20 protein-coding genes are annotated in these 22,968 nt (G+C 66.1%); 7 read left to right on the forward strand and 13 right to left on the reverse strand.

What is annotated here, in order from left to right:
* Positions 1 to 623 precede the first annotated feature (623 nt).
* From lnt to QM590_RS05360, 5 genes are all read right to left on the reverse strand, one after another.
* The gene (gene lnt / locus QM590_RS05340) at positions 624 to 2,147 is read right to left on the reverse strand and encodes an apolipoprotein N-acyltransferase (RefSeq protein WP_269594094.1); all 1,524 of its coding nucleotides are present in this window, start codon (positions 2,145 to 2,147) and stop codon (positions 624 to 626) included.
* Between the two features lie 58 nt (positions 2,148 to 2,205).
* The gene (locus QM590_RS05345; protein ID WP_411741298.1) at positions 2,206 to 3,759 is read right to left on the reverse strand and encodes an amidohydrolase; all 1,554 of its coding nucleotides are present in this window, start codon (positions 3,757 to 3,759) and stop codon (positions 2,206 to 2,208) included.
* A 59-nt stretch (positions 3,760 to 3,818) separates the two neighbouring features.
* On the reverse strand, positions 3,819 to 4,343 hold the full coding sequence (locus QM590_RS05350; RefSeq protein ID WP_094641784.1) for an FxsA family protein: 525 nt from the start codon (positions 4,341 to 4,343) through the stop codon (positions 3,819 to 3,821).
* A gap of 81 nt (positions 4,344 to 4,424) precedes the next feature.
* Positions 4,425 to 5,081: a response regulator gene (locus tag QM590_RS05355; protein ID WP_269594096.1), complete on the reverse strand. Its 657-nt coding sequence runs from the start codon at positions 5,079 to 5,081 to the stop codon at positions 4,425 to 4,427.
* 16 nt (positions 5,082 to 5,097) lie between these two features.
* On the reverse strand, positions 5,098 to 6,255 hold the full coding sequence (locus tag QM590_RS05360; RefSeq protein ID WP_094641788.1) for a sensor histidine kinase: 1,158 nt from the start codon (positions 6,253 to 6,255) through the stop codon (positions 5,098 to 5,100).
* Positions 6,256 to 6,272: 17 nt separating this feature from the next.
* Between QM590_RS05360 and QM590_RS05365 the strand changes: the two genes are divergently transcribed.
* The 3 genes from QM590_RS05365 to QM590_RS05375 are packed head-to-tail and all read left to right on the forward strand — an operon-like array spanning position 6,273 to position 9,942.
* Complete coding sequence (locus tag QM590_RS05365) at positions 6,273 to 7,040, forward strand: TSUP family transporter (RefSeq protein WP_094641790.1); 768 nt, start codon at positions 6,273 to 6,275, stop codon at positions 7,038 to 7,040.
* Between the two features lie 11 nt (positions 7,041 to 7,051).
* Positions 7,052 to 8,578, forward strand: a complete 1,527-nt coding sequence (locus QM590_RS05370; RefSeq protein ID WP_269594097.1) for a TldD/PmbA family protein — start codon at positions 7,052 to 7,054, stop codon at positions 8,576 to 8,578.
* Entirely contained in the window at positions 8,575 to 9,942 is a 1,368-nt protein-coding gene (locus tag QM590_RS05375) for a metallopeptidase TldD-related protein (protein WP_269594098.1), read from the forward strand. The genes QM590_RS05370 and QM590_RS05375 overlap by 4 nt, the downstream gene beginning before the upstream one ends.
* A gap of 43 nt (positions 9,943 to 9,985) precedes the next feature.
* Here the strand turns inward: QM590_RS05375 and QM590_RS05380 are convergent, their stop codons facing one another.
* The 3 genes from QM590_RS05380 to cobN form a co-directional block, all read right to left on the reverse strand.
* Positions 9,986 to 10,411, reverse strand: coding sequence for a VOC family protein (locus QM590_RS05380; protein ID WP_149405767.1), 426 nt, complete (start codon positions 10,409 to 10,411; stop codon positions 9,986 to 9,988).
* Positions 10,412 to 10,493: 82 nt separating this feature from the next.
* The gene (locus QM590_RS05385) at positions 10,494 to 10,877 is read right to left on the reverse strand and encodes a PPOX class F420-dependent oxidoreductase (RefSeq protein ID WP_269594099.1); all 384 of its coding nucleotides are present in this window, start codon (positions 10,875 to 10,877) and stop codon (positions 10,494 to 10,496) included.
* Between the two features lie 18 nt (positions 10,878 to 10,895).
* Positions 10,896 to 14,501 carry a cobaltochelatase subunit CobN gene (gene cobN, locus QM590_RS05390; protein WP_269594100.1) on the reverse strand — a complete coding sequence of 1,202 codons (3,606 nt, stop codon included), beginning with the start codon at positions 14,499 to 14,501 and terminating at the stop codon, positions 10,896 to 10,898.
* Positions 14,502 to 14,748: 247 nt separating this feature from the next.
* Here cobN and cobG point away from each other — a divergent pair, with 247 nt between their 5' ends.
* From cobG to cobJ, 3 genes are read left to right on the forward strand one after another with little or no spacing between them, the layout of a single operon-like run.
* Positions 14,749 to 15,879, forward strand: a complete 1,131-nt coding sequence (gene cobG, locus QM590_RS05395; RefSeq protein ID WP_269594101.1) for a precorrin-3B synthase — start codon at positions 14,749 to 14,751, stop codon at positions 15,877 to 15,879.
* Between the two features lie 54 nt (positions 15,880 to 15,933).
* Complete coding sequence (locus tag QM590_RS05400) at positions 15,934 to 16,560, forward strand: precorrin-8X methylmutase (RefSeq protein ID WP_068050694.1); 627 nt, start codon at positions 15,934 to 15,936, stop codon at positions 16,558 to 16,560.
* Entirely contained in the window at positions 16,557 to 18,050 is a 1,494-nt protein-coding gene (gene cobJ / locus QM590_RS05405; RefSeq protein WP_094688651.1) for a precorrin-3B C(17)-methyltransferase, read from the forward strand. The genes QM590_RS05400 and cobJ overlap by 4 nt, the downstream gene beginning before the upstream one ends.
* On the opposite strand, the gene QM590_RS05410 is transcribed toward cobJ, so the two are convergent.
* The 3 genes from QM590_RS05410 to dprE2 are packed head-to-tail and all read right to left on the reverse strand — an operon-like array spanning position 18,047 to position 20,756.
* Positions 18,047 to 18,796 carry a cobalt-precorrin-6A reductase gene (locus QM590_RS05410; protein WP_411741284.1) on the reverse strand — a complete coding sequence of 250 codons (750 nt, stop codon included), beginning with the start codon at positions 18,794 to 18,796 and terminating at the stop codon, positions 18,047 to 18,049. The genes cobJ and QM590_RS05410 overlap by 4 nt on opposite strands.
* Positions 18,775 to 19,998: a precorrin-6y C5,15-methyltransferase (decarboxylating) subunit CbiE gene (cbiE, locus tag QM590_RS05415; RefSeq protein WP_269594224.1), complete on the reverse strand. Its 1,224-nt coding sequence runs from the start codon at positions 19,996 to 19,998 to the stop codon at positions 18,775 to 18,777. The genes QM590_RS05410 and cbiE overlap by 22 nt, the downstream gene beginning before the upstream one ends.
* On the reverse strand, positions 19,998 to 20,756 hold the full coding sequence (dprE2, locus tag QM590_RS05420; RefSeq protein WP_269594103.1) for a decaprenylphospho-beta-D-erythro-pentofuranosid-2-ulose 2-reductase: 759 nt from the start codon (positions 20,754 to 20,756) through the stop codon (positions 19,998 to 20,000). The genes cbiE and dprE2 overlap by 1 nt, the downstream gene beginning before the upstream one ends.
* A 45-nt stretch (positions 20,757 to 20,801) precedes the next feature.
* Between dprE2 and QM590_RS05425 the strand changes: the two genes are divergently transcribed.
* Positions 20,802 to 21,215: a TIGR03618 family F420-dependent PPOX class oxidoreductase gene (locus QM590_RS05425; RefSeq protein ID WP_269594104.1), complete on the forward strand. Its 414-nt coding sequence runs from the start codon at positions 20,802 to 20,804 to the stop codon at positions 21,213 to 21,215.
* Here QM590_RS05425 and QM590_RS05430 read toward each other — a convergent pair.
* Complete coding sequence (locus QM590_RS05430) at positions 21,212 to 21,808, reverse strand: nucleotidyltransferase family protein (RefSeq protein WP_269594105.1); 597 nt, start codon at positions 21,806 to 21,808, stop codon at positions 21,212 to 21,214. The genes QM590_RS05425 and QM590_RS05430 overlap by 4 nt on opposite strands.
* Positions 21,805 to 22,947, reverse strand: a complete 1,143-nt coding sequence (locus tag QM590_RS05435; protein WP_269594106.1) for a M24 family metallopeptidase — start codon at positions 22,945 to 22,947, stop codon at positions 21,805 to 21,807. Before QM590_RS05435 ends, QM590_RS05430 begins: the two co-directional genes overlap by 4 nt.
* Positions 22,948 to 22,968: the final 21 nt, after the last annotated feature.

Consider the following 22,968-nt stretch of genomic DNA (forward strand, 5'->3'; position numbering starts at 1 on the left):
GACATCGGGTCGGTGGACCCGGAGACCTCGGTTCGGTTCGGACTGTCGAGCCGCGGCGGCCTGTGCGCGCGATTGAGCAATTCTGGCTTCCGTTCTGGTCTGCGTTCGTGTCGATTCACACACGTTCGGTGGTGATATGCCGTCGTATCGATTCGTCGCGCACGGCCCACTGGATTGAAACAGGGAAAGGGTACGGTTCTACCGAGGAGAACCAACCTCGAGTTCGCAAACCGAGTGCGTGGTGACCCTCGAATTCGACGTCCTGTCCGACATGAACTCCCCTCCCCACCAGGCGTACGACACGTTCGACCACGTCGGCGTTCGTGCTGCACTCACATACACACACGAGACCGTCGGCCAACCGCCGAAAGCCGACCCGAAATTCCGCGTCGAGCATCCCAGCGGCTTTCAAAGATACAACATCGGCAGGATTCTTTTGTGCAGTAATCATAAGAACCATCGATCGCCGACTCCAGCCTGTTACAGAAGTGACCCCGAGTGCACCCGAACAGGCGCTATTCGGTCGAACGAATGACTGCTCACGCCGCGTCGCACAGCATTGTCCGACCCGTATCGGACCTGTCGTTCTGATCGACCCGCCGTTTACCGACTCGACGATTGTTTCAGGAGGCGGAGCGGCGGCGCCCGACCACGAGCGTCGCGCCGAGGGCTGCGACTGCTGCCAGACACAACACCAGTTCCGATCCGAAGCCGAGTCGTGTCGCGACGGTGAGGGATTGTCGCAGTACAACACTGGAAACCAGCACGTCGGGAGTGAAGAGTGGCGAATCCTGCAGAACCTCTCCGTCCGGTGCCACGATCGCGCTCACACCACTCGTCGCGGCCACCACGACAGTTCTTCCGTGCTCGACGGCGCGCACCCTGGACATCGCGAGTTGTTGGTAGGTCATCTCGGTGTCGCCGAAGGTCGCGTTGTTGGTTGGAATTGCGATGAACTCCGCGCCCGATCGGACCGATTCCTCGAGGGCACGGTCGAATGCGACTTCGTAGCAGGTCGCTATTCCGGCTGCTATTCCCCCGGCGCGGACAACTCCGTTTCCGTTACCTGGAACGAAATAACCCGCTCGGTCGGCATATTCCGAGAACAATCGAAAAAAACTTCGGAATGGCAAGTATTCGCCGAACGGTTGAATTATCTTCTTGTCGTGCCGCTCACCGGGCCCGTCCGTACCGTTCCACGCAATCACCGAATTCGTGTTCGTGCCATCGGCATTGACGAGTACGGTCCCGACGAGAATCGGAGCCCCCACAGCCACGGACGCCTGCGTGATGAGAGTTGCAGCGTCGGGATTTCTCAGTGGATCTATGTCGGACGCATTCTCGGGCCACACGACGAGATCCGGGGCAGGTTGCCTGCCTGCCTCGACGTCGGCGGCCAAACTCATCGTTTCACGGACGTGATTGTCCAGTACCGCTCGCCGCTGCGCGTTGAAGTCCAGACCCAGACGCGGAACGCTTCCTTGGACGGCTGCGATCGTCACGGTCCGTTCGTCGCCTTCCGGTGCGTCGTTGCTGTGGAGCGTGGGTAGCAGCGCCACGGCCGCTATGGACGCGACCGTCGTGGCGACGACCGGCCCGAGGAACGAACGCACTCCGTCGCGCCGACTGCCCGCGACCAGCAGCGCGGCCGTTCCGGTTCCGGTCAGTGCCACACCGAAGCTGAGCAACGGTGCACCCCCGATGCTCGCCAAGGGAAGCAGCCAGCCCTCGGGTTGTCCGAACGCCAACCGGCCCCACGGGAAACCGCCGAAGGGAACACTGGACCGAAGCCACTCGGTCAGGCTCCAGGCCAATGCCATCGACACGGGCCACCAGGCACTCCGTGCTGCGACCACACCGAGCATTCCGAACAAGCCGACGAAGACGGACTCGGCGGCGGCGAGCGCCAGCCAGGGCATCGGTCCCACGTAGACACCGATCCACGGGAGCAGTGGAACGAAGAATCCGAGTCCGGCGGCACAGCCGTAGCCGAATCCCGCTTTCAGCGACAACGGACGTCGGCCGCCGAAGCCGGTCAGGACGAGGGCCAGCAGCGCGATCCCGAGCGGTGCCAGAAACCACAGGGTTCGCGGAGGAAAGCTCGCGAATATCAGGGCACCACCGGCAACGGAGAGTGCAGTGGACATCGAAGCTCGTCGTAGTCGCCCCGCCGACGGGGCCCTGGCCCCGATATCCGAGGCGGACTCAGTTCTCATGGATGACCTGCCCGCGATGGACGGTCATCGAGCACTGTGGGCTCGTGGACGACGGGTCGAGACCGGGCAACGGAGATACCCCCGCACGGGGGTCCGTCGACCAGCGTTGCACGCTGTCCTTGGGTGCTCGCACGACGAGTTCGTCGACCTCCCACACCGCGAAGGACGCGGGAGCTCCCGGCACCAACGTTCCCGCCAGTCCGTCTCGGACTCCGCCCGCACGCCACGCTCCGCGGGTACCGGCCGAGAAAGCGGCCCGAGGCGAGATGGCACTGCCCGGCGTGCGGTGGTTGACCGCAGCTCTGATCGTCGCCCACGGATCGAGTCGGGTGACCGGCGCATCCGAACCGAATGCGAGCGCCACCCCCGCCGATGCCAGGCGCGCGAACGGATGGAGCGCCGACGCACGATCCGCGCCGAGTCGCGCCGAGTACAGCCCGTCCGAACCGCCCCACAGGGCATCGAACATCGGTTGCATGCTGGCTATGACGCCCCACGAGGCCAATTTGTCGGCCTGTTCGGGTGCGACCATCGCCAGATGTTCGAGCCTATGCCCGCACGCGGCGACGGCAGGAGTTCCGAGCTCGGCCACCACCCGCTCGAACGCTGTGACGGCAGCCGACACAGCCGCGTCGCCGATGACGTGGAAACCCGCCTGTATCCCGGCGGTCGTGCACGCCGAGATGTGTTCGGCGATCGCATCGACGTCCTCGTACGGGACACCCGATCCGGAGCCGTCGGCGTAGGGCGACGACAGCCACGCGGTCCGCGACCCCAGCGAGCCGTCGACGAAGATGTCGCCGGCCAGTCCGTGGGCACCGGTGTCGCCGAGCAGCTGCCGCGCCTGCTCGGCCGTCTCGACCAGCTCGCCCCAGTATCCGCGAACCTCCACCCCGTGTTCGGTGGCCATCAGTTCGCGGAAGTCGTCGATACCCGACACGATCGGACCGGCACATTCGTGGACTGCGACGATTCCCTGCGCCGCAGCACTGTCGAGCGCAGCCGTTCGTGCCCGAGCGCGGGTATCGGGCGTGATCATCGACCGCGCTGTCTGCCGCGCGAGGTGATGCGCGGCAGCGGTGAGCGGGGACTGCTCCGAGAAGCCGGTGACGGATTCGATACCGGTCGCGGCGACGCGCAACGGCGTCGAGACGGCGGCCGAATGCGAATCGATGCGAGTGAGATACACCGGACGACCAGGAGCTGCCGCATCGAGGTCGGCTGTGGACGGTGCACGATGTTCGGGCCACCCGGTTTCGTCCCAGCCGTGTCCCCAGATCAGTGCGTCCGAGGACGATGATGCGTGTTCGGCGAGCACCCGTATGCAGTGTTCGAGCGAAGTGCAGCCGGACAGATCGAGTCCGATCAGCGACAGACCCAGATCGGTGACGTGCACGTGAGTGTCGACGAACGCCGGTGCCACGAAGGAGCCCGCCAAGTCGGTGATGCGGACTCCTGGATGGAGCGCTCGCCCGGTGCGGTCCTCACCGATCCAGCTGACGATTCCATCGGTCACGGCCATGGCGGTGGCGTCGGAGGCCATCGGACTGTAGATCCGTCCGCCGCAGAACAATTCGGTGGTCACGAACGACCAGTCTGCCCCTACCGGTGTGGCTTCCGGAAATCCCCGGCTGCGGGATCGAAGCGGTCGGCCTCGATCACCTGTCCCTCGAGTATCGGCGCAGAACCGGATGCATTCGGTGCTCGCGTGCTGTCGTCGAGGATCTCACCGTCGATGACGGTGGGGCGCATGCGCCGGGTGGCGGTAGCGACCTGTGGCAACCAGCGCGCGGCGGCCCACATCACCGCTGGGCGCAGTAGCCACCTGGTCGGCGGGATCAACAGCAGCAACCCGATCACCGTGGTCACCAGGCCGGGCACGAACATCGCGACCGACCCTGCGGCGAAGAGAGCGCCGTCGGCCACGGCACCGCCGGCCGATCGCTCGCCTCGCGATGCCCGCTGCAGACCGTCCAACACACGTCTGCCCTGCGATCGCACGAGGAGTGACCCCACCAGCGATCCACCGATCAGCAGCACGACGGTCCAGAGCACACCGAGCGCGCTTCCTACGGCGACCAGCGCTGCGACCTCGACCACGACATAGAGTACGAACAGAGCGAGCATGACGGTCCTTTCTTCGCTTCACCGGTACAACGCGCGGGGCATCGAAATAGCTCCCGACTTGCCGTGTTTGTCGGCAGATTCTCAGGAACCCGGCCGGACGAGGCCGGTTTCGTACGCCACGACGACGGCCTGGACTCGATCGCGGACGTCCAACTTCGTCAGGATTCGGCCGATGTGAGTCTTGATCGTCGCCTCGGACAGATGCAGGGCGGCCGCAATCTCGGCGTTGGACAAGCCGGTAGCCAAGTGCACCAGCACCTCGCGCTCGCGTCCGGTGAGAGCATCGAGAACGGCGGCATCGGTGGTCGACACGGACTGCTCGACGAACCTCGACAGCAAACGCTTGGTGACCTTCGGCGAGACGACGGCATCGCCTGCGGCGACGCTGCGAATCGCGGAGACCAGGTCCTCGGGTGGAGTGTCCTTGAGCAGGAATCCACTGGCCCCTGCCCGGAGTGCCCCGAGGACGTGTTCGTCGAGATCGAAGGTCGTCATCACCAGAACGTTGGCGTCCGAACCCGATTCGGTGATGCTGCGGGTGGCGGCGACGCCGTCGATGCCGGGCATGCGGACGTCCATCAGCACTACCGCCGGTGCCAGTCTGGCGACGGCCTCGACGGCACCCGCCCCGTCCGAGGCCTCCCCCACCACCTCGATGTCGTCCTGCGCCTCGAGCACCATGTTCAATCCCATGCGCATGAGTTCCTGGTCGTCCACGACGACAACGGTGATCGGCACCGACCCAACCTAGCCCTCACTCGATCGGTAGCGTTGCCCGCACGAGCCAATTGCCGTGCGGCGTCCGCCCGGCGTGCAGGGTGCCTCGAAGCACCGCTACTCGCTCGCGCATTCCGAGAAGTCCGTGTCCACCACCGTCCTCGGACGGTGGTGCGCCGGAGCCGTTGTCGGAGATCTCGACGGTGACCGCATCTTCTCCGCGAACCACCTTGACCACAGCGCGTGGCGCATGACCGGCGTGGCGGAGGACGTTGGTCAGCGATTCCTGCACCAACCGGTGCACTCCCAGGCTGATCGCCGGACTGATGTCGTCCAGGTTTCCGGTCTGTTCGAGCTCGACGTTCAATCCGGCGCGACCCATCATCTCCACGACACGGGCCAGACCGGCGGTGCCGTACTGGGGCATGTCGTCCGAGTCGGGCGAGGTTCGCAGCAACGCGACCGTTCGACGGAGCTCGGCCAATGCCGAACGGCCCGTTGCGGAGATGTTGGCCACGGCCTGCTCGGCGCGATCGGGATTGCGCCTGATGGCGTACGAGGCACCGTCGGCCTGCACCACCATGACACTGACGCTGTGGGCGATGACGTCGTGCAGTTCGCGTGCAATGCGAGTGCGCTCGGTGAGCACGGCCTCTTCGGCGCGTCGGTCCCTGTCGTACTCGGCCACGACGAGCCGGGCCTGAGTCGCTTCGTCGTACGCCCGGCGGGCACCGAGAAATTCCGCCGCAACCCACGACAGGGCGTACATCAGCGCGCTGAACAGCAGTGTCGTGAACACCGGTTGGGCGAACAGAAGCAGGTTCGCGGCGGTGTACACGGCGAGTGCGGCGGCATAGACGCCGCCCTGAACTCGACCGACGTACGCGACCAGCGTGTAGAGCATGATCGGCAGGGCGAGCGCTGCCGGGTGACCGTTGTACGCATCGCCCACCAGGCTGCCCGCTATGTCGGAGCTGAGCGTGGTGACGAGAGTCAGTGCTGCGATCGTGCGGGGCAGACGCCGCCGCCACGCGACGGGAATCGTCAGCACGACCGAGAAGACCAGGAACAACGGCCCGTTCAGACCGTCGACCGAGCTGACGAACACCAGAATGTCGACGACGAACAGCCCGACGGCCAGCAGAGCATCGGCCACGAACGGCTGCCCACGGAGCCACAGACTGAATCGACGCATGTGATTGAGTTTGCCGTATGACTGCCGCCGACTGGGGATTGCTGATGGTCGCGGCCACGGCCGCCGGTTGGGTCGACGCAGTGGTTGGCGGAGGTGGCCTCATCCTGTTGCCGGCGATTCTTCTCGTGGCACCTCAGCTGACGCAGCAGGCAGCGCTGGCGACGAACAAGGCGACTGCAGTGTTCGGTACCGTCGCCGCCGTCGTGACCTTCGCACGGAAGGTTTCGCTGAATTGGGCGGTGCTCGTTCCGGCCGGCGTCCTCGCCGCCGTGACCTCGGCGGCCGGCGCTGCTGCGGTGTCGTTGATCGATCGCGAGCTGTTCATCCCGATCATCATGGTGGTTCTCGTGGGTGTGGCAGTACTGGTCACCTGCCGTCCGACCATCGGCCTGACCGCGGCGCCGTCGCCGCCGACCCATCGCAAGGTTCTGATCGTCATCGGTTGTGCAGCCGCCGGAATCGGCTTCTACGACGGCATTCTCGGGCCCGGCACCGGAACGTTCCTCATCATCGTCTTCGCCACGATGCTCGGCACCGAGTTCGTGCGCAGCGCCGCGATGGCCAAGGTGATCAACGTCGGGTCCAATGTCGGTGCCCTCGCCTTCTTCGCCGTCACCGGCAGCGTCTACTGGCAACTCGGAGCAGTCATGGCGGTGTGCAACGTGTTCGGTGCCGTCCTCGGGTCAAGAACGGCGGTCGCCCGCGGTGCCGGATTCGTGAGAATCGTCCTGCTGGTCGTGGTCGTGGGGATGGTCGTTCGACTCGGCTGGCAACAATTCGGCTAGCGTCTTCAGGCGTGACGAGACAATCGGATCGGTCGGTCGACGCCGACTTCCTGGCTCTGCCCCTGCAGGCCCTCGCGGACGCCGCCCTGAGCACGGCTCGATCCGCCGGGGCAACGCATGCCGATGTTCGCGTGCAGCGCTTGACGACTCAGTCGATCTCGCTGCGCGACGGCTCGGTTCAATCGGCAATCGACGCCGGGGAGATTGGCCTCGCCGTACGAGTCGTGGTCGACGGCACCTGGGGTTTCGCATCGCACGCCGAACTCGGCACGGACGCAGCGGCCGAGACAGCGCGTAAAGCTGTCGAGGTGGCCACGGCACTGCGTGCGCTCAATCGTGAACGCGTCGAACTCGCCGCCGAGCCGGTGTACTCGAACGCGACGTGGACGTCGGAGTACGACATCGACCCGTTCGAGGTACCCACCACCGAGAAGGTGGCACTACTGGCGGAGTACTCCTCCCGGCTGGCGGCGTCGGACGGCGTCGATCACGTGACCGCCTCGGTTCTGCAGGTCAAGGAGCAGTCGTTCTACGCGGATCTGGCCGGCAGCAGCATCACTCAGCAGCGGGTGCGACTGCATCCACAATTCGAGGCCACCACGGTGGATCGATCTGCCGGTGCGTTCGAGACCATGCGCACCCTCGCTCCACCCGTCGGACGAGGCTGGGAGTACCTGGGTGAGCACAGCACGTGGGACTGGGCCGACGAGCTGGCCCGGATCCCGGACTGGTTGGCCGAGAAGGTGAAGGCGCCGTCCGTCGTGGCAGGCCCAACGGATCTGGTGATCGATCCGACCAATTTGTGGCTCACCATTCACGAGTCGATCGGGCACGCAACGGAATACGATCGCGCCATCGGCTACGAGGCCGCCTACGCCGGCACGTCGTTCGCGACCCCGGACCAGTTGGGGACGCTGCGCTACGGATCGCCCATCATGCACGTCACCGCCGACCGAACCGAGATCAACGGCCTGGCCAGCATCGGTTGGGACGACGACGGAGTGGCGTCGCAGAGATGGGACCTGGTCCGCGACGGCACACTGGTCGGCTACCAACTCGATCGAGTGTTCGCCCCCAAACTCGGTCTGGAGCGGTCCAACGGATGTTCGTACGCCGATTCTCCGCATCATGTTCCGATCCAGCGGATGGCGAACGTATCGCTGCAGCCCGACCCCGATGTCGATCGATCCACCGCCGACGTCATCGGCGAGGTGGAGGACGGCATCTACGTCGTCGGAGACAAATCCTGGTCGATCGACATGCAACGCTACAACTTTCAGTTCACCGGCCAACGCTTCTACCGAATCCGCAACGGCGTGCTCGACGGCCAGGTGCGTGACGTGGCGTACCAGGCGACGACCACCGAATTCTGGGGCTCGATGGAACTGCTCGGCGGACCGTCCACGTGGCGACTCGGCGGCGCATTCAACTGCGGCAAGGCCCAACCCGGGCAGGTGGCCGCCGTCAGCCACGGCTGCCCCGTCGCGTTGTTCCGCGGCGTCAACGTTCTCAACACCCGATCGGAGGCAGGTCGATGATCGCGCCGCAGCTCGTGATCGAACGTGCACTCGCCTGCGCGAGTGTCGACGACACCATCGTGACGGTCACCGACTCCAGCGACGCGACACTGCGGTGGGCCGGAAACTCCATGACCACCAACGGAATTGCCACCTCCCGGCGCTGGGAAGTGATCTCGATCGTGCGAGAGGCCGACACCGTTCGAGTCGGCACCGTGTCGTCGACGAGTGTCGATCCGGAGGACATCGAGGCAGTGGTTCGGGCGAGTGAGGCGGCGGCGCGATCGGCAGAGCCCGCCGAGGACGCGATGCCCTTGCTGCCTCGCGAGTCGGTCTCGGACCCGCACGACTGGGACCGCCGAGCACAGCATACGTCGATCGACGTGTTCGGCTCGCTGGCAACGGAATTGAACGTCGGATTCGATGGTGAGGACGCGCTGTACGGATTCGCGCAGCACACCGTCGACAACGTCTGGCTCGGAACCTCGACCGGGGTGCGTCGTACTTTCACACAGCCCACCGGATCGGTCGAGATCAACGGAAAGCGATCCGGTGCGAGCGCCTGGGTGGGCACCGGAACCACCGACTTCCAGAACGTGTCGGCCGAGACGATGTTGGCGGAGCTGTCCACCCGGCTCGGCTGGGCCCGAAACACCGTCGAACTGCCCGCCGGTCGCTATGAGACTGTGCTGCCCCCGTCGGCGGTGGCCGACCTGATGATCTACCTGATGTGGACCATGGAAGGCCGCGGAGCGCAGGAAGGCCGCACCGCACTCTCGCGGGCAGGTGGGACGCGAGTCGGCGAGAAACTCACCGACCTGCCGCTCACCCTGTACTCCGATCCACACGCATCCGGACTCGAGTACGCGCCGTTCGTGGTGGCCGGGTCGTCGAGTGATTCGGTGTCGGTGTTCGACAACGGCATGGACATCGAGCGCGTCGACTGGATCCGCGACGGATCGGTCTCCGCCCTGGCCTACCCACGTGCAACGGCGCAGAAGTTCGGAGCTCCCGTCGCGGTCCCGGGCGAGAACCTCGTTCTGACGGGCGGCACGGACGTCGGTCTGGACAAGATGGTTGCCGACACCGAACGCGGGTTGCTCCTGACGACACTCTGGTACATCCGTGAGGTCGATCCGACCTCGCTGTTGCTGACCGGGCTGACCAGAGACGGCGTCTATGCCATCGAGAACGGTCGAATCACCGGTGCGGTGAACAACTTTCGCTTCAACGAGAGCCCGCTGGATCTGCTGCGACGCGTCACCGAGGCGGGCGCAACCGAGGCGACACTGCCGCGCGAGTGGAAGGACTGGTTCACTCGCACGGCGATGCCACCGCTACGCGTTCCCGACTTTCACATGTCGTCGGTCAGCGCGGCACAGTAGGGTTGAATTCTGGTCGTTCCTGCAGGCTCCACTCCTGCCCGGCCTACTTGTCGGGACCGGTCAGCTCGAGGGCGATGTTGTCGGGGTCTCGGAACTCCACGATGGACATGCCGGGGCCCGCGTCCTTGATGCCCTCGTGCGCAATGCCCAACTCGTCGAGGGTCTTCACGGCATCCTCGAGTGCGGCTCGGGTGTCGACGGTGAAGCTGAGGTGATCCAGCCCGCACCGGTCCTCGCCGAAGGTGTCGTCTTTCGGTGCGACCGGGCGCAGCCCGAGCAGCCCGCCGCCGAACTTGTAGATGACGCCGCCGAAGAGGAACCACAGGGCCTTCTTGGTCTCTTCGTCCGCGTCGGGATCCCAGGCGTAGGCGACGTCGAAGCCGAACACCGAGTCGTAGAACGACCGGGACCGGTCGATGTCACTGACGGTGAGGCGAACATGGTTGTAATCGGTCACTGCGATAGGCACGTGGTGCTCCATTCCGGCAGCAGGGGAAGCTGCCTCACGAAGCATTCGGAACTGCGCATACGAGCGATGGTGCCGACTTTCGCTACCTGGCGGCGGTGATCGCCAGTCCGACGGAACCGCTCTTGCCCCGGCGCAGCACACTGCCCTTGACGGTGAGCCACCCGAGAATGCCGTACTTCGAGGCGATCGCTGCCCGGGCCTTCTCGGTTCCGTCGGCATCGAGGATCTCGGCGGTGGCGTCGATCGCCTCGCCCTGAGGCTTGCCGCGCATGTCGCACGGTGCCAGGGTGACTGCGGGGTTGCGGCGAATTCGTTTGACCTTCCACGAATCGGATACCGTCCAGACCAGCAGCCGATCACCGTCGAGGGCACCCCACAGCGGGGTCGGTACCCCGGTGCCGTCCTTCTTGAACGTCGTCAGCAGTACGTACTTGCCCTTGGCAATGTCTTCGAAGGTGGCAGCCATACCGCTCAGAGTACGTCGCTACTCCCCTTCGAGCTCGCCCTCGGTTTCCAGATACACCTGGCGCAAGCCGTCGAGAACCTGCTTGTTCGGCTCGGCCCACATCTTTCGCTCCGCGGCCTCGAGCAGTCGCTCCGCGATACCGTGCAGGGCCCATGGATTGGACTGTTGCATGAACTTCTTGTTCTGCTCGTCGAGCACGTACGTCTCGGCCAGCTTCTCGTACATCCAGTCCTGGACCACGTCGGTCGTCGCGTCGTAGCCGAACAGGTAGTCCACGGTCGCCGCCATCTCGAACGCGCCCTTGTAGCCGTGCCTGCGCATGGCGTCGAGCCACTTGGGGTTCACCACCCGGGCGCGGAAGACTCGTGCGGTTTCCTCCGACAGTGTGCGCGTACGAACCGATTCCGGCCGTGTGCTGTCACCGATGTACGCCTCGGGCGACTTTCCGGTCAACGCGCGCACGGTCGCGACCATGCCGCCGTGGTACTGGAAGTAGTCGTCGGAATCGGCGATGTCGTGCTCACGCGTGTCGGTGTTCTTGGCGGCGACGTCAATGCGCTTGTAGGCGGTGCGCATGTCGTCCGAGGCCGGTACGCCGTCGAGACCGCGGCCGTACGCGAAGCCACCCCAGGTGGTGTAGACCTGCGCCAGGTCGTCGTCGCTGCGCCAGGTCTTGCTGTCGATCAGCTGGAGCAATCCGGCACCGTAGGTGCCCGGCTTCGATCCGAAAATGCGCGTCGTGGAACGTCGTTCGTCGCCGTGCTCGGCCAGATCGGCCTGCGCATGGGCTCGCACGTAGTTCTGCTCGGCCGGCTCGTCCAACGCGGCGACCATCCGGACCGCATCGTCGAGCAATGCGAGAACGTGGGGAAACGCGTCGCGGAAGAAGCCGCTGATCCGGACCGTCACGTCGATGCGGGGACGGCCGAGCTCGACGAGGTCGATCACCTCGAGCCGCGTCACCCTGCGCGATGCCTCGTCCCACACCGGCGAGACCCCCAGCAAGGCGAATACTTCTGCGATGTCGTCGCCGGAGGTGCGCATGGCCGAGGTTCCCCACACCGACAGTCCGACGGATTTCGGCCACTCGCCGTGATCCTGGCGGTAGCGAGCGAGAAGTGATTCCGCCATCGCCTGCCCGGTCTCCCATGCCAACTTAGAGGGCACGGCCTTCGGGTCGACGGAGTAGAAGTTGCGGCCGGTGGGGAGAACGTTGATCAGCCCGCGCAGCGGGGAACCGCTCGGCCCGGCCGCGATGAACCCGCCGTCGAGAGCGTGCAGTACCTGGGCGATCTCGCGTGAGGTCCCGCGCAGACGCGGAACGACCTCGGCTGCGGCGAACTCGAGAATCTGGGTGACCACGCCGCCGTGCTCGCCCGCGACCCGTGCGGCAGCTGCGGGATCCCACTGCGCTGCCTGCATCGCCGCGACCAACCCGTGGGCCACGGCCTCGATGCTGTCGACGCGGGTCCGGTCCTCGTCGCCGTCCTCGCTGAGCCCCAGTGCTTCTCGCAGACCGGGGACCGTCTGCTCTCCACCCCACATCTGCCGAGCTCGGAGCATCGCGAGCACCAGTTCGACCTCGGCGTCTCCGACGGGTTCCTGGCCCAGGATGTGCAGTCCGTCGCGGATCTGTACGTCCTTGATCTCGCACAGCCACCCGTCGACGTTCAGCAGCATGTCGTCGAACACTTCTTCGTCGGGGCGCTCCTCGAGTCCGAGGTCCTTGTGCATCTGCGCCGCTGTCATCAGGGTCCAGATCTGCTGGCGGATGGCGGGCAGCTTGGCCGGGTCGAGGGCCGAGATGTTCGCGTGCTCGTCGAGCAGTTGCTCGAGGCGGGAGATGTCGCCGTAGCTCTCCGCGCGCGCCATCGGCGGAATCAGGTGATCGACGAGGGTGGCGTGCGCTCGACGCTTGGCCTGCGTGCCCTCCCCCGGATCGTTGACCAGGAACGGGTAGATCAACGGCAGATCTCCCAGAGCCGCGTCGGTTCCGCAGGAAGCGGACATACCGAGTGTCTTGCCCGGCAGCCATTCCAGGTTGCCGTGCTTGCCCAGGTGCACCATGGCGTCCGCACCGAAGCCGCCGTCGGCCTGCGTGGCCGAGATCCACCGGTAGGCCGCCAGATAGTGATGGCTCGGCGGCAGGTCCGGGTCGTGATAGATCGCAACCGGCTTCTCGCCGAATCCGCGCGGCGGTTGCACCATGATCACCACGTTGCCGAATTGCATTGCTGCGATGACGATCTCACCGTCCGGATCGGCAGACCGATCAACGTAGAGATCGCCCGGTGCCGGGCCCCAGTGCTCGACGACGCCGTCGCGCAGATCCGCGGGAAGCTTCTCGAACCACCGGCCGTACTGCGCGGCCGAGATACGAATGGGATTGCCCTCGAGCTGGGCATCGGTGAGCCAGTTGGGATCCTGGCCGCCGCGGGCGATCAGCGCATGGATGAGGGCGTCACCGTCGCGGGCAGCCAGACCCGGCACCGAATCCGGGCCGTCGAGCGGACCGAGGTCGTAGCCGGCGGTGCGCATTTCGGACATCAACGCGATTGCGCTGGCCGGAGTGTCGAGGCCGACGGCGTTACCGATCCGCGCATGCTTGGTGGGATAGGCCGAGAACATCAGGGCGATACGGCGATCGGCGGCCGGAATGTGCCGCAGCCGCGCGTGCCGTACTGCGATGCCTGCTACTCGAGCGGCCCGCTCGTGGTCCGGCACGTATGTGGTCAAGCCGTCGTCGTCGATCTCCTTGAACGAGAACGGGACCGTGATGAGGCGGCCGTCGAACTCCGGAACGGCGACCTGCGTGGCGACGTCCAGAGGGGAGAGTCCGTCGTCGTTCTCGGCCCACGTCGCGCGAGAACTCGTCAGGCACAGTCCTTGCAGAATCGGCACATCGAGCGCGGCGAGTTCGGCGACGTCCCAGGCTTCGTCGTCGCCGCCGGCAGACGCGCCGGCAGGTTTGGTGCCACCGGCCGCGAGCACGGTCACGATCAGGGCGTCCGCCGACTTCAGGGTCTCGAGCAGATCGGCTTCCGCGGTGCGAAGGGAGGCGCAGTAGATCGGAAGCGCGGTGGCCCCAGCGTTCTCCACAGCCGTGGCGAGAGCATCGATGTACGTGGTGTTTCCGGCCAGATGCTGGGCGCGGTAGTACAGGATCGCGACCGTCGGCCCCGCGGACTGCGGAGCTGAGGTTCGTTCGAGGTGGCCCCACGTCGGCAGGTGCCGTGGTGCATCGAAACCGTGCCCGGTCAGCAGCACCGTGTCGGAGAGAAAGTTGTACAGCTGACGAAGATTGTCCGATCCGCCCTCGGCCAGATAGTTGTGTGCCTGCGCCGCGACGTTGGCAGGCACCGTCGAGATCTCCATCAGATCGGCGTCGGGTGCCTGTTCACCGCCGAGCACGACGACCGGCAGTCCGGTGGCCAGAACCGCGTCGATGCCCGACTCCCACGATCGCCTCGACCCCAGGATGCGCACGATGATCAACTCGGCCGACTCGGCCATCGCCGGAATGTCCGCGGCGAGCAGTCGGGAAGGGTTACCCCAGGTGAAGTCTCCTCCGCTCGCGCGGGCGCTCAGCAGATCGGTGTCCGACGTGGACAGCAACAAGAACACGGGTAACGCCCTCCTCGGGGGTTTCGCGCCCCTGACTTCGGTGGTTCGAATGATCGGTGAAAACTGCTCTTCGACTCGTCGGAGAGAGGGTCTGACTCCAGCCCCGACCCGAAGGATCGAAGGCCGTCACAGTGGCGCGACCGTACCGGATTCTCGCCGGTTTCCTCTCGGCCGGAGCCGTGGACATCGAATGCTACCGGGGCGAGCGGGGAATCGGGCCACCCGTTGCGCTTGTAGCCTGGTGACCATGAGTTCGCCAGAGAGGTCGGTGCCCGACGGCTGCCCGGGAGCACTGACGACCCATCTGGCGGCGGACGGGCCGCTGGCACGAATCCGGCTGCCGGGTGGCGTCGTGTTGCCGGGGCAGATGCAGGTGTTGGCGCAGGCCGCTGCCGAGCTGGGCGACGGCACGTTGGAGCTGACCTCGCGGGGCAATATCCAGGTGCGGGCGGTGTCGGACCTGGACGACTTGGCGAGCAGGTTGGCCGACGCCGGGCTGCTTCCGTCCTCGACGCACGAGCGTGTACGCAACATCCTCGCCTCTCCCCTCTCGGGGCGGGTGGGAGGTCTCACCGACGTGCGCGCGCTGGTCGGTGCGCTGGACGAGGGCCTGTGTGCACGACCCGATCTGGCAGACCTGCCGGGTAGAACGCTGTTCGCGCTAGACGACGGTCGGGGCGACCTGTGCGGACTCGAACCGGATTTCGGTGCCTACGCCCAGTCCGACGGGTCGTACGCACTGCTGTTGGCAGGCCGGGACAGTGGCGTGCGCGTGGACCGCGACAGTGTCGTGTCGATGCTGCTGAACTGCGCGGGTGCCTTCGTGGAACTTCGGCAGTCCCAGTGGCGGGTAGCCGAAATGGACGACGGCCCGGCCCGGATCCTCGACCGACTCGGTCTCGCGGCCGGCCCTGTCCTGCCGATGCCCGCACCCGTGGAGGTGCCACCGATCGGTTGGCTCGATCAGGACGACGGCCTGGTCGCGCAGGCGGCGGGACTGGCCAACGGTGTTCTCGGAGCGCGGCTCGCGGAGTTCCTCGCGGCGATCGACCGCCCGCTGATCATGACCCCGTGGCGATCGCTGATCGTGTGTGATCTGGACGAGGAACCGGCCGAACAGGTCGTCCGCGTGCTCGCCCCGATGGGACTGATCTTCGACGCGGCATCGCCGTGGATTCGAGTGAGCGCATGTACCGGATCGCCGGGGTGCGAGAAGTCGTTGGCCGACGTACGAGCCGACCTCTCCGCCGCGGTCGATGCCCGGATGACCCCGCGCGACGAACGGCAACACTGGTCCGGGTGCGAACGGCGTTGCGGACGACCCAAGGGCGAAGTGACCGACGTCATCGCAACGGGAATCGGCTACCGCGTCGAGTGAGGGGACCCAGACCGGCTTCCGGCTGAGGGGCCCCTCTCCCCTATCGTGACACGCATGCACGACTACGTCCGCGACGGCGCGGAGATCTACCGACAATCGTTCGCGACCATCCGAGCCGAAGCAGATCTGTCTCGATTCGCACCGGACGTCGCACAGGTCGTCGTGCGCATGATTCACGCGGTCGGAGAGATCGATCTGACCGAGACCATCGGCTACACCCCAGCAGTCGTGACCTCCGCTCGCGCGGCACTGAACTCGGGCGCGCCGATTCTGTGCGACGCCAACATGGTCGCCGCCGGCATCACTCGTCGCCGTCTTCCGGCCGACAACGAGGTGCTGTGCACCCTGTCCGATCCTCGGGTACCGGATTTGGCTCGAAGTATGAACACCACGAGAACCGCTGCCGCCCTGGAGTTGTGGGGCGACAAGCTCGGCGGTGCCGTCGTCGCCATCGGAAACGCTCCGACCGCTCTGTTCCACCTGATGGAGATGCTGGAGGCAGGGGCACCGAAACCCGCAGCGATCGTCGGCGGCCCGGTCGGATTCATCGGGGCGGCGGAGTCGAAGGAAGATCTGATCGCCGCGGGCCTCGGCGTCGAGTACCTGGTGGTTCGCGGTAGGCGTGGTGGCAGCCCCATCACCGTCGCCGCCGTCAATGCCATTGCGAGCGAACAAGAATGACCGGCACCGGAAAACTGTGGGGAGTCGGAGTCGGTCCCGGCGATCCGGAGTTGTTGACCGTCAAGGCCGCTCGCGTGATCGCCGAGGCCGATGTGGTTGCTTTCCACAGTGCACAGCACGGTCGCAGCATCTCCCGCGGACTGGCGGCCGGGTACATGCGGAGCGGGCAGCTCGAGGAACATCTGGTCTACCCGGTGACCACCGAGGCCACGGCGCACCCCGGCGGATATCAGGGTGCGATCGACGAGTTCTACGAGTCCGCTGCCGCACGGCTGGCTACCCATCTGGACGCGGGGCGCTCCGTAGTACTTCTCGCCGAGGGCGATCCGCTGTTCTACAGCTCCTACATGCACATGCACAAACGGTTGGCCGACCGGTTCGAGGTCGAGGTCGTGCCCGGCGTGACGTCGGTCAGTGCCGCCTCGGCCGCGCTGGCAACTCCGCTCGTGGAGCGAGACGAAGTGTTCACCGTGCTTCCCGGCACACTGCCGGCAGACGAACTCACGCGCCGACTGCGCGGCACCGACGCGGCCGTCATCATGAAACTGGGCCGGACCTACCCGACGGTGCTCGAGGCCCTGGAGCGTTCCGGCCGGCTGAGTGAAGCGCGCTACGTGGAACGGGCCAGCACACCCGAGCAGCGGGTGCTCGACGCCGTCGACGCAGACAACGTTCCCTACTTCTCGATGATCGTCGTACCGAGCCCCTCCAATCGAACCCAAACACCAACTTGCGCCGGTGAAGTGGTGGTCGTCGGCCTCGGACCAGGCGACGACGCATGGACGACCGACGAAGTGCGCGCCGAACTCGCCGCCGCCACCGATCTGGTCGGCTATGTCACCTACATCGATCGGGTACCGCAGCGCCCCGGTCAGATCCGGCACGCGAGCGACAACAAGGTCGAGTCGGAACGTGCGGCGTTCGCTCTCGATCTCGCCAAACAGGGTCGCCGCGTCGCCGTGGTCTCCTCGGGCGATCCTGGTGTGTTCGCGATGGCAACCGCGGTCATCGAGGTCGCGGCCGAGGAGCAGTGGAGCTCGGTCCCGGTGCGGGTGGTGCCCGGGATGACGGCAGCCAACGCCGTCGCCAGTCGGGTGGGCGCACCGCTCGGACACGACTACGCCGTCATCTCTCTGTCCGACCGCCTCAAGCCCTGGAACGTCGTGGCAGCGCGGCTCTCGGCGGTCGCCGGAGCCGATATGGCGATCGCGATCTACAACCCCGCGTCGAAGTCGCGGACCTGGCAGGTTGCCGCAACGAAAGAGATTCTGCTCGAGCATCGTTCGCCACAGACCCCCGTGGTCATCGGACGCGCGGTGGGCAGCCCGCAGGAATCCGTTCGCACCGTGGCGCTGGGCGAACTCGACCCCGAGTCGATCGACATGCGATGCCTGCTCATCATCGGATCGTCGATGACGACGGTGGTCGAGACGGGAAGCGGGCCGAAGGTGTTCACCTCCAGGCGTTATCCGTCGGCAGGCAGTTCTTAGCGATCCGTCAACCGGTCCACGGCGGCTGCGACGTCGAACACCGTCGGTGCCGAGCCGGTTCGCGTGGGACGGTCGACCATGAGAACCGGAATCGATGCCGCTCGGGCGGCATCGAGCTTGGCTCGCGTCATGTCGCCGCCGCTGTTCTTGGTGATCAGCAGGTCGATTCGGTTGTCTGCCAGCATCATCGACTCGTGGTCGACGTCGAAGGGGCCACGGCTCAGTTGCAGCGTCATGTGCGGCGGCACCGCACCGGTCGGAGGGTCGATCGCCCGGACCAGAAACCACGAGTGATCGACACTCGCGAAATGGTGAACACCCTGCCTGCCTGTCGTGAGGAACACCCGGCTGCCGGGGGTGATCGCCGACGCCGCGTCGGGCAGTGAGGCAACCGAGGTCCATCGATCACCCTCGCCCGCGGTCCACGGTGGCCGCGTCAGCACCAGGAGCGCGACCGACGTTGCCTGAGTGGCCTGCTCGGCGTGTGCGGCGATGGTGGAGGCGAACGGGTGCGTCGCGTCCACCACCACGTCGATTGCGTTGTCTCGCAGCCACACTGCAAGGGCATCCGGACCTCCGAATCCGCCGATTCGAGTCTCGCCGACGGGCAACATCGGCTCGGCGACCCGGCCGGCTAGCGAGGTGATCGTCTCGATCCCCTGCACCGTGTCCAGAGCGGCCGCGAGTGCCCTCGACTCCGTCGTACCACCGAGAATCAGGACCTTCACCGTTTGGTCGCACTCCATTGTGTGACCGGCAGCTGCGGTCTCCACGTCGTGAACGCGCCCAGCGGTTCACCGCGGTAGATCTGGAACCTGCGGAGCTCGCCGCCGTACTTCGCCGCGGCGGTCAGCAACAACGAATCCGATTCGGCCGTCACCGAATTCGCGACCACTCGCCCGCCGGTGCGCACCGCATCCCAGCAGGCCTCGAGCATGTCGGCACCGGTCAACCCGCCACCGATGAACACTGCATCGGGTACGGCGTCCGAGACCGCCGCGAAACTTTCCGGAGCGCCGCCGTGGACGACGAGGCTCGGAACTCCCAGAAGCCGTGCATTGGTCTCGATCTGCTCACGGCGCACCTGCGAACTCTCGAACGTCACTGCACGACAGGATTCGTCGGTCCGCATCCATTCGATGGCAATGGTTCCCGATCCGCCCCCGATGTCCCACAACAGCTCTCCTGGCACCGGTGCCAACGCGCTGAGCGTCAGTGCGCGAACCTCCCGCTTGGTCATCTGACCGTCTCCCGTGTACGCGGAATCGGCCAGGCCGGGAATGCGGGTGTGGCGGGCAGCGTCGGGATCTCGGACGCACAGCAGTGCAACGACATTGAGTGGATCGACGCCTTCGAACGTCGACTCTCCGGCGATCCCGCGGGCGACCCGCTCGGCCGGTCCGCCGAGCTGCTCGAGGACCGTCATCTCGCTCGCGCCGAAACCGTTGGCGGACAACACCAGCGCGATCTCACCAGGAGTGCTGCTGCCCCGGCTCAACACCAGTATCCGACGACCGTCGGCCAACTCGGGCAACACCGTCTCGGCCGGGCTGTTCACCAGCGACACCGTCGTGGTGTGGTGGAGCGCCCAGCCCAAGCGAGCGCATGCCAACGACACCGAAGACGGGGCCGGGTACATCCGCAAGCGATCGGCACCGAACTCCCGCGCCAACGTCACCCCGATGCCGTGGAACATCGGATCGCCGCTGGCCAGCACGCACACGCGAGAACCCGTGCAGGCGTCGATCATCGGCCGCAGATTCGGCACCAACGGACTGGGCCATGTCCTGGTCTCGCTGCAATGCTCCTGTACTCCAGCGACCTGGCGCGCGGAGCCGAACACCACATCTGCTTGCTCGACGGCCCTGCGCGACGCGAGAGGCAGTCCGTCCCAGCCGTCCGCACCGATTCCCACGACCACGATCGGAGTGGGCACGGGTGCCACCATCAGCGCGGCATCCTGCGCCAGAGCCACTGCGGCAGTAGACGCATGGCGAAGAACACCGGTCGCAGCCTGCCGGGGATCCACACGGTGGCCCGACGCGTGCGCAGCGCAGCGACGACGCCGTCGGCCACCTGATCCGGCGTACTCGACATGGGTGCCGGGGTCATCCCCTCGGTCATCGAACCGATGACGAATCCGGGACGAACGAGCAGGAGGTGCACCCCGCTACCGTGCAGTGCGTCGCTCAGTCCGCTGGTGAAGCCGTCGAGACCGGCCTTCGCGGATCCGTACACGTAGTTGGCGCGTCGCACTCGAACCCCCGCGACCGACGAGAACACGACCAGGTCGCCACTCCCCTGTGCTCGGAGGATCTTCGATGCGTGCGTCAGCACCGAAACCTGAGCCAGGAAGTCGGTGGTGATGACGTCGAGAGCGTGCTGCGCGTCGTCCTCGGCGCGTGCTTGATCCCCGAGGATCCCGAACGCCAGCACCACGATCCCGATCGGGCCGTATCGCTCGGCCACCCGGCTCAGCAGCTCGGCGTGAGTGTCCATCTCGTTCGCGTCGAACTCGACGGTGTGAACGGCGTCCGCGCCTGCCTGCTCCACTCGTCGTTGCTGAGCATCGAGGTCGGTACTGCGCCGAGCTGCCAGTACGACGGTTCGCCCCGAAGCGAGTCGGGTGGCGACCTCGAGTCCGATCTCGCTGCGCCCGCCCAACAGCAACAGCGTTCCGGCCGCGGGTTCTGCTCGTCTGCTCACGACGACCAGTCTTGCCGATGAAATCGCATTCACTACAGTCGGGGCATGGCCGCCATCCCCGCAGACGCGACTGCCCTCGCCGACGACGCATTCGAGTTCCTTGCCGAGCGGCACCTCGCCACTCTGACGACACTGCGACCCGACGGAACCCCGCACGTCGTCGCCGTCGGCTTCACCTACGACGCCGAGGCCCGGTGTGCTCGGGTCATCACCAACAACGTGTCGCAGAAGGCGATCAACGCCGGCCGCGGTGCCTACGCCGCCGTCACTCAGATCGACGGTGCCCGCTGGCTGACGTTGGAAGGGCCCGCGTCGGTCCGACACGACCGTGAATCGGTCGTCGATGCGGAGAACCGCTATGCGCAGCGCTACCGCGTACCCAGAGAGAACCCCACCCGAGTCGTCATCGAGATACAGGTGCAGCGTGTATTGGGTAGCCGTTCTCTGCTGAACCGCTAGCGCGTCGTCGGCTCCATCGGCCACGGCAGAACCGTCAGGTTCGGCCACTCCGTCGTCCACCGGGCAGCCTTGGCCTCGTACACGTGTCGCATCGGCAGGCGCGGGTTCGGCCGCACGATTCCCCCGAAGAGATCGTCGAATCCGTGCGGTGCGTACACGACATCGGTTCCGCCATGGTCGGTGGTGATGCCGAAGCAGCACGTGGTGGACACGAAGTGATCGATCGCATCCTCGGTACTTCGGTACGGCGCGATCGGAGTGCCGAAATGTTTTTCGTACCACAGGTGTACGCGCGCCTCGTTGCGCACTTCGACGTCCACCCCGAGGTCGTCGAACACCGAGGCCGCGCGCTCGATCACCTCGTTCTCCGCGTCGTAGGACAGGTCGGAGTCGTCGAAGTAGAAGAAGTCGTAGTCCCGAATGCCGGCACGAAGGTCCCGGCCGGCCAGGTGGTTCCAGACCGTCTGGAAGAGGCCACCTGCCGTCAGATACCACCCGGGAAGCCCGAGTTGCGGCGCGCGCCCCAGTATTTCGGCGACGGCCGGATTGGACCTGACGACCGAGACGAACTCGTCCTCGCCCGGACGCGTCACACCGGCAGGACGGCCAGAGCGTGAGGCCTGAGGTTGACCGACTCGCACCCGTCTGCGGTGACCACGACGATGTCCTCGATGCGTGCACCCCACTGCCCGCGGAAATAGATTCCCGGCTCGATGCTGAACGCCATCCCCTCGGTCAGCGTGATGTCGTTGCCCGCAACGATGTACGGCTCCTCGTGCACCGACAGGCCGATCCCGTGACCGGTGCGGTGCAGGAACGCCTCGCCGAGACCGGCGTCGACCAGGACGTCGCGAGCCGCCGCGTCGATGGACTGCGCCGTGACACCGGGCACCACCGCGTCGACAGCCGCCTGCTGCGCCCGCTCGAGTACCGCGTACTGCTCGGCGATCTCCGCCGACGGTTCGCCGAGACTGTAGGTGCGGGTCGAGTCGGAGTTGTATCCCGGTGCGACGGGTCCGCCGATGTCGATCACCACGATGTCTCCTGCCTCGACGACTCGATCGGATACCTCGTGGTGTGGATCGGCACCGTGGGGCCCGGAACCGACGATGATGAATTCCGGTGCCGTGTGGCCTTCTTCGACGATCGCGGCAGCGATGTCCGCGGCGATCTGCGCTTCCGTTCGGCCCACCCGAAGCCATTCGCCCATCCGGGCGTGCACGCGATCGATGGCATACCCGGCTCGCCGCAACGCGTCGATCTCGGCCGCATCCTTGACCATTCGGAGTTCGCGAAGCACGTCGGTGGCCAGAACCGGGACCGTGCCGAAGACACCGGCCAGCGGCACGAAATGCAGGGCGGGCATGGCGTCGGCAACGGCTGTTCTCGTTCCGCCGGGAACCGCTGCTGCCACCAGTGCGTACGGATTCACACCGTCGACCCAGTCGACGAGAGTCAGAGACAGTTCCTGCGCTGCGGAGTCGCCCAGTGCGGCGAGCTCGAGCCGCGGAACGACGACCGTGGGGGTGCTACCGTCCGCCGGAACGACCAGCGCGATGAGCCGCTCGAACGAGCTGGCCTTGGACCCGATCAGGTACTGCAGATCCGGCCCCGGGGTGATCAGCAGGGCATCCAGGCCTGCATCCGACGTCAGGCGAGCCGCGCGGGCGAGCCTGGACGCGTATACATCGCTGGAGAAACGTGAGGAACTGACCGAAGAATCGACACTCATACCTTCAGGCTAATGCCGTAC

The sequence above is a fragment of the Rhodococcus sp. IEGM 1372 genome, assembly GCF_030056835.1.
Lineage (GTDB): Bacteria > Actinomycetota > Actinomycetes > Mycobacteriales > Mycobacteriaceae > Rhodococcoides.

What these genes read in the sequence shown, in the direction of transcription:
- lnt (WP_269594094.1), bottom strand. Translation starts at nt 2,147, where the DNA reads ATGTCCACTGCACTCTCCGTTGCCGGTGGTGCCCTGATATTCGCGAGC.
- QM590_RS05345 (WP_411741298.1), bottom strand. Translation starts at nt 3,759, where the DNA reads ATGGCCTCCGACGCCACCGCCATGGCCGTGACCGATGGAATCGTCAGC.
- QM590_RS05350 (WP_094641784.1), bottom strand. Translation starts at nt 4,343, where the DNA reads ATGCTCGCTCTGTTCGTACTCTATGTCGTGGTCGAGGTCGCAGCGCTG.
- QM590_RS05360 (WP_094641788.1), bottom strand. Translation starts at nt 6,255, where the DNA reads ATGCGTCGATTCAGTCTGTGGCTCCGTGGGCAGCCGTTCGTGGCCGAT.
- QM590_RS05365 (WP_094641790.1), top strand. Translation starts at nt 6,273, where the DNA reads ATGACTGCCGCCGACTGGGGATTGCTGATGGTCGCGGCCACGGCCGCC.
- QM590_RS05375 (WP_269594098.1), top strand. Translation starts at nt 8,575, where the DNA reads ATGATCGCGCCGCAGCTCGTGATCGAACGTGCACTCGCCTGCGCGAGT.
- QM590_RS05385 (WP_269594099.1), bottom strand. Translation starts at nt 10,877, where the DNA reads ATGGCTGCCACCTTCGAAGACATTGCCAAGGGCAAGTACGTACTGCTG.
- cobG (WP_269594101.1), top strand. Translation starts at nt 14,749, where the DNA reads ATGAGTTCGCCAGAGAGGTCGGTGCCCGACGGCTGCCCGGGAGCACTG.
- QM590_RS05400 (WP_068050694.1), top strand. Translation starts at nt 15,934, where the DNA reads ATGCACGACTACGTCCGCGACGGCGCGGAGATCTACCGACAATCGTTC.
- cobJ (WP_094688651.1), top strand. Translation starts at nt 16,557, where the DNA reads ATGACCGGCACCGGAAAACTGTGGGGAGTCGGAGTCGGTCCCGGCGAT.
- QM590_RS05410 (WP_411741284.1), bottom strand. Translation starts at nt 18,796, where the DNA reads ATGGAGTGCGACCAAACGGTGAAGGTCCTGATTCTCGGTGGTACGACG.
- cbiE (WP_269594224.1), bottom strand. Translation starts at nt 19,998, where the DNA reads ATGGTGGCACCCGTGCCCACTCCGATCGTGGTCGTGGGAATCGGTGCG.
- QM590_RS05425 (WP_269594104.1), top strand. Translation starts at nt 20,802, where the DNA reads ATGGCCGCCATCCCCGCAGACGCGACTGCCCTCGCCGACGACGCATTC.
- QM590_RS05435 (WP_269594106.1), bottom strand. Translation starts at nt 22,947, where the DNA reads ATGAGTGTCGATTCTTCGGTCAGTTCCTCACGTTTCTCCAGCGATGTA.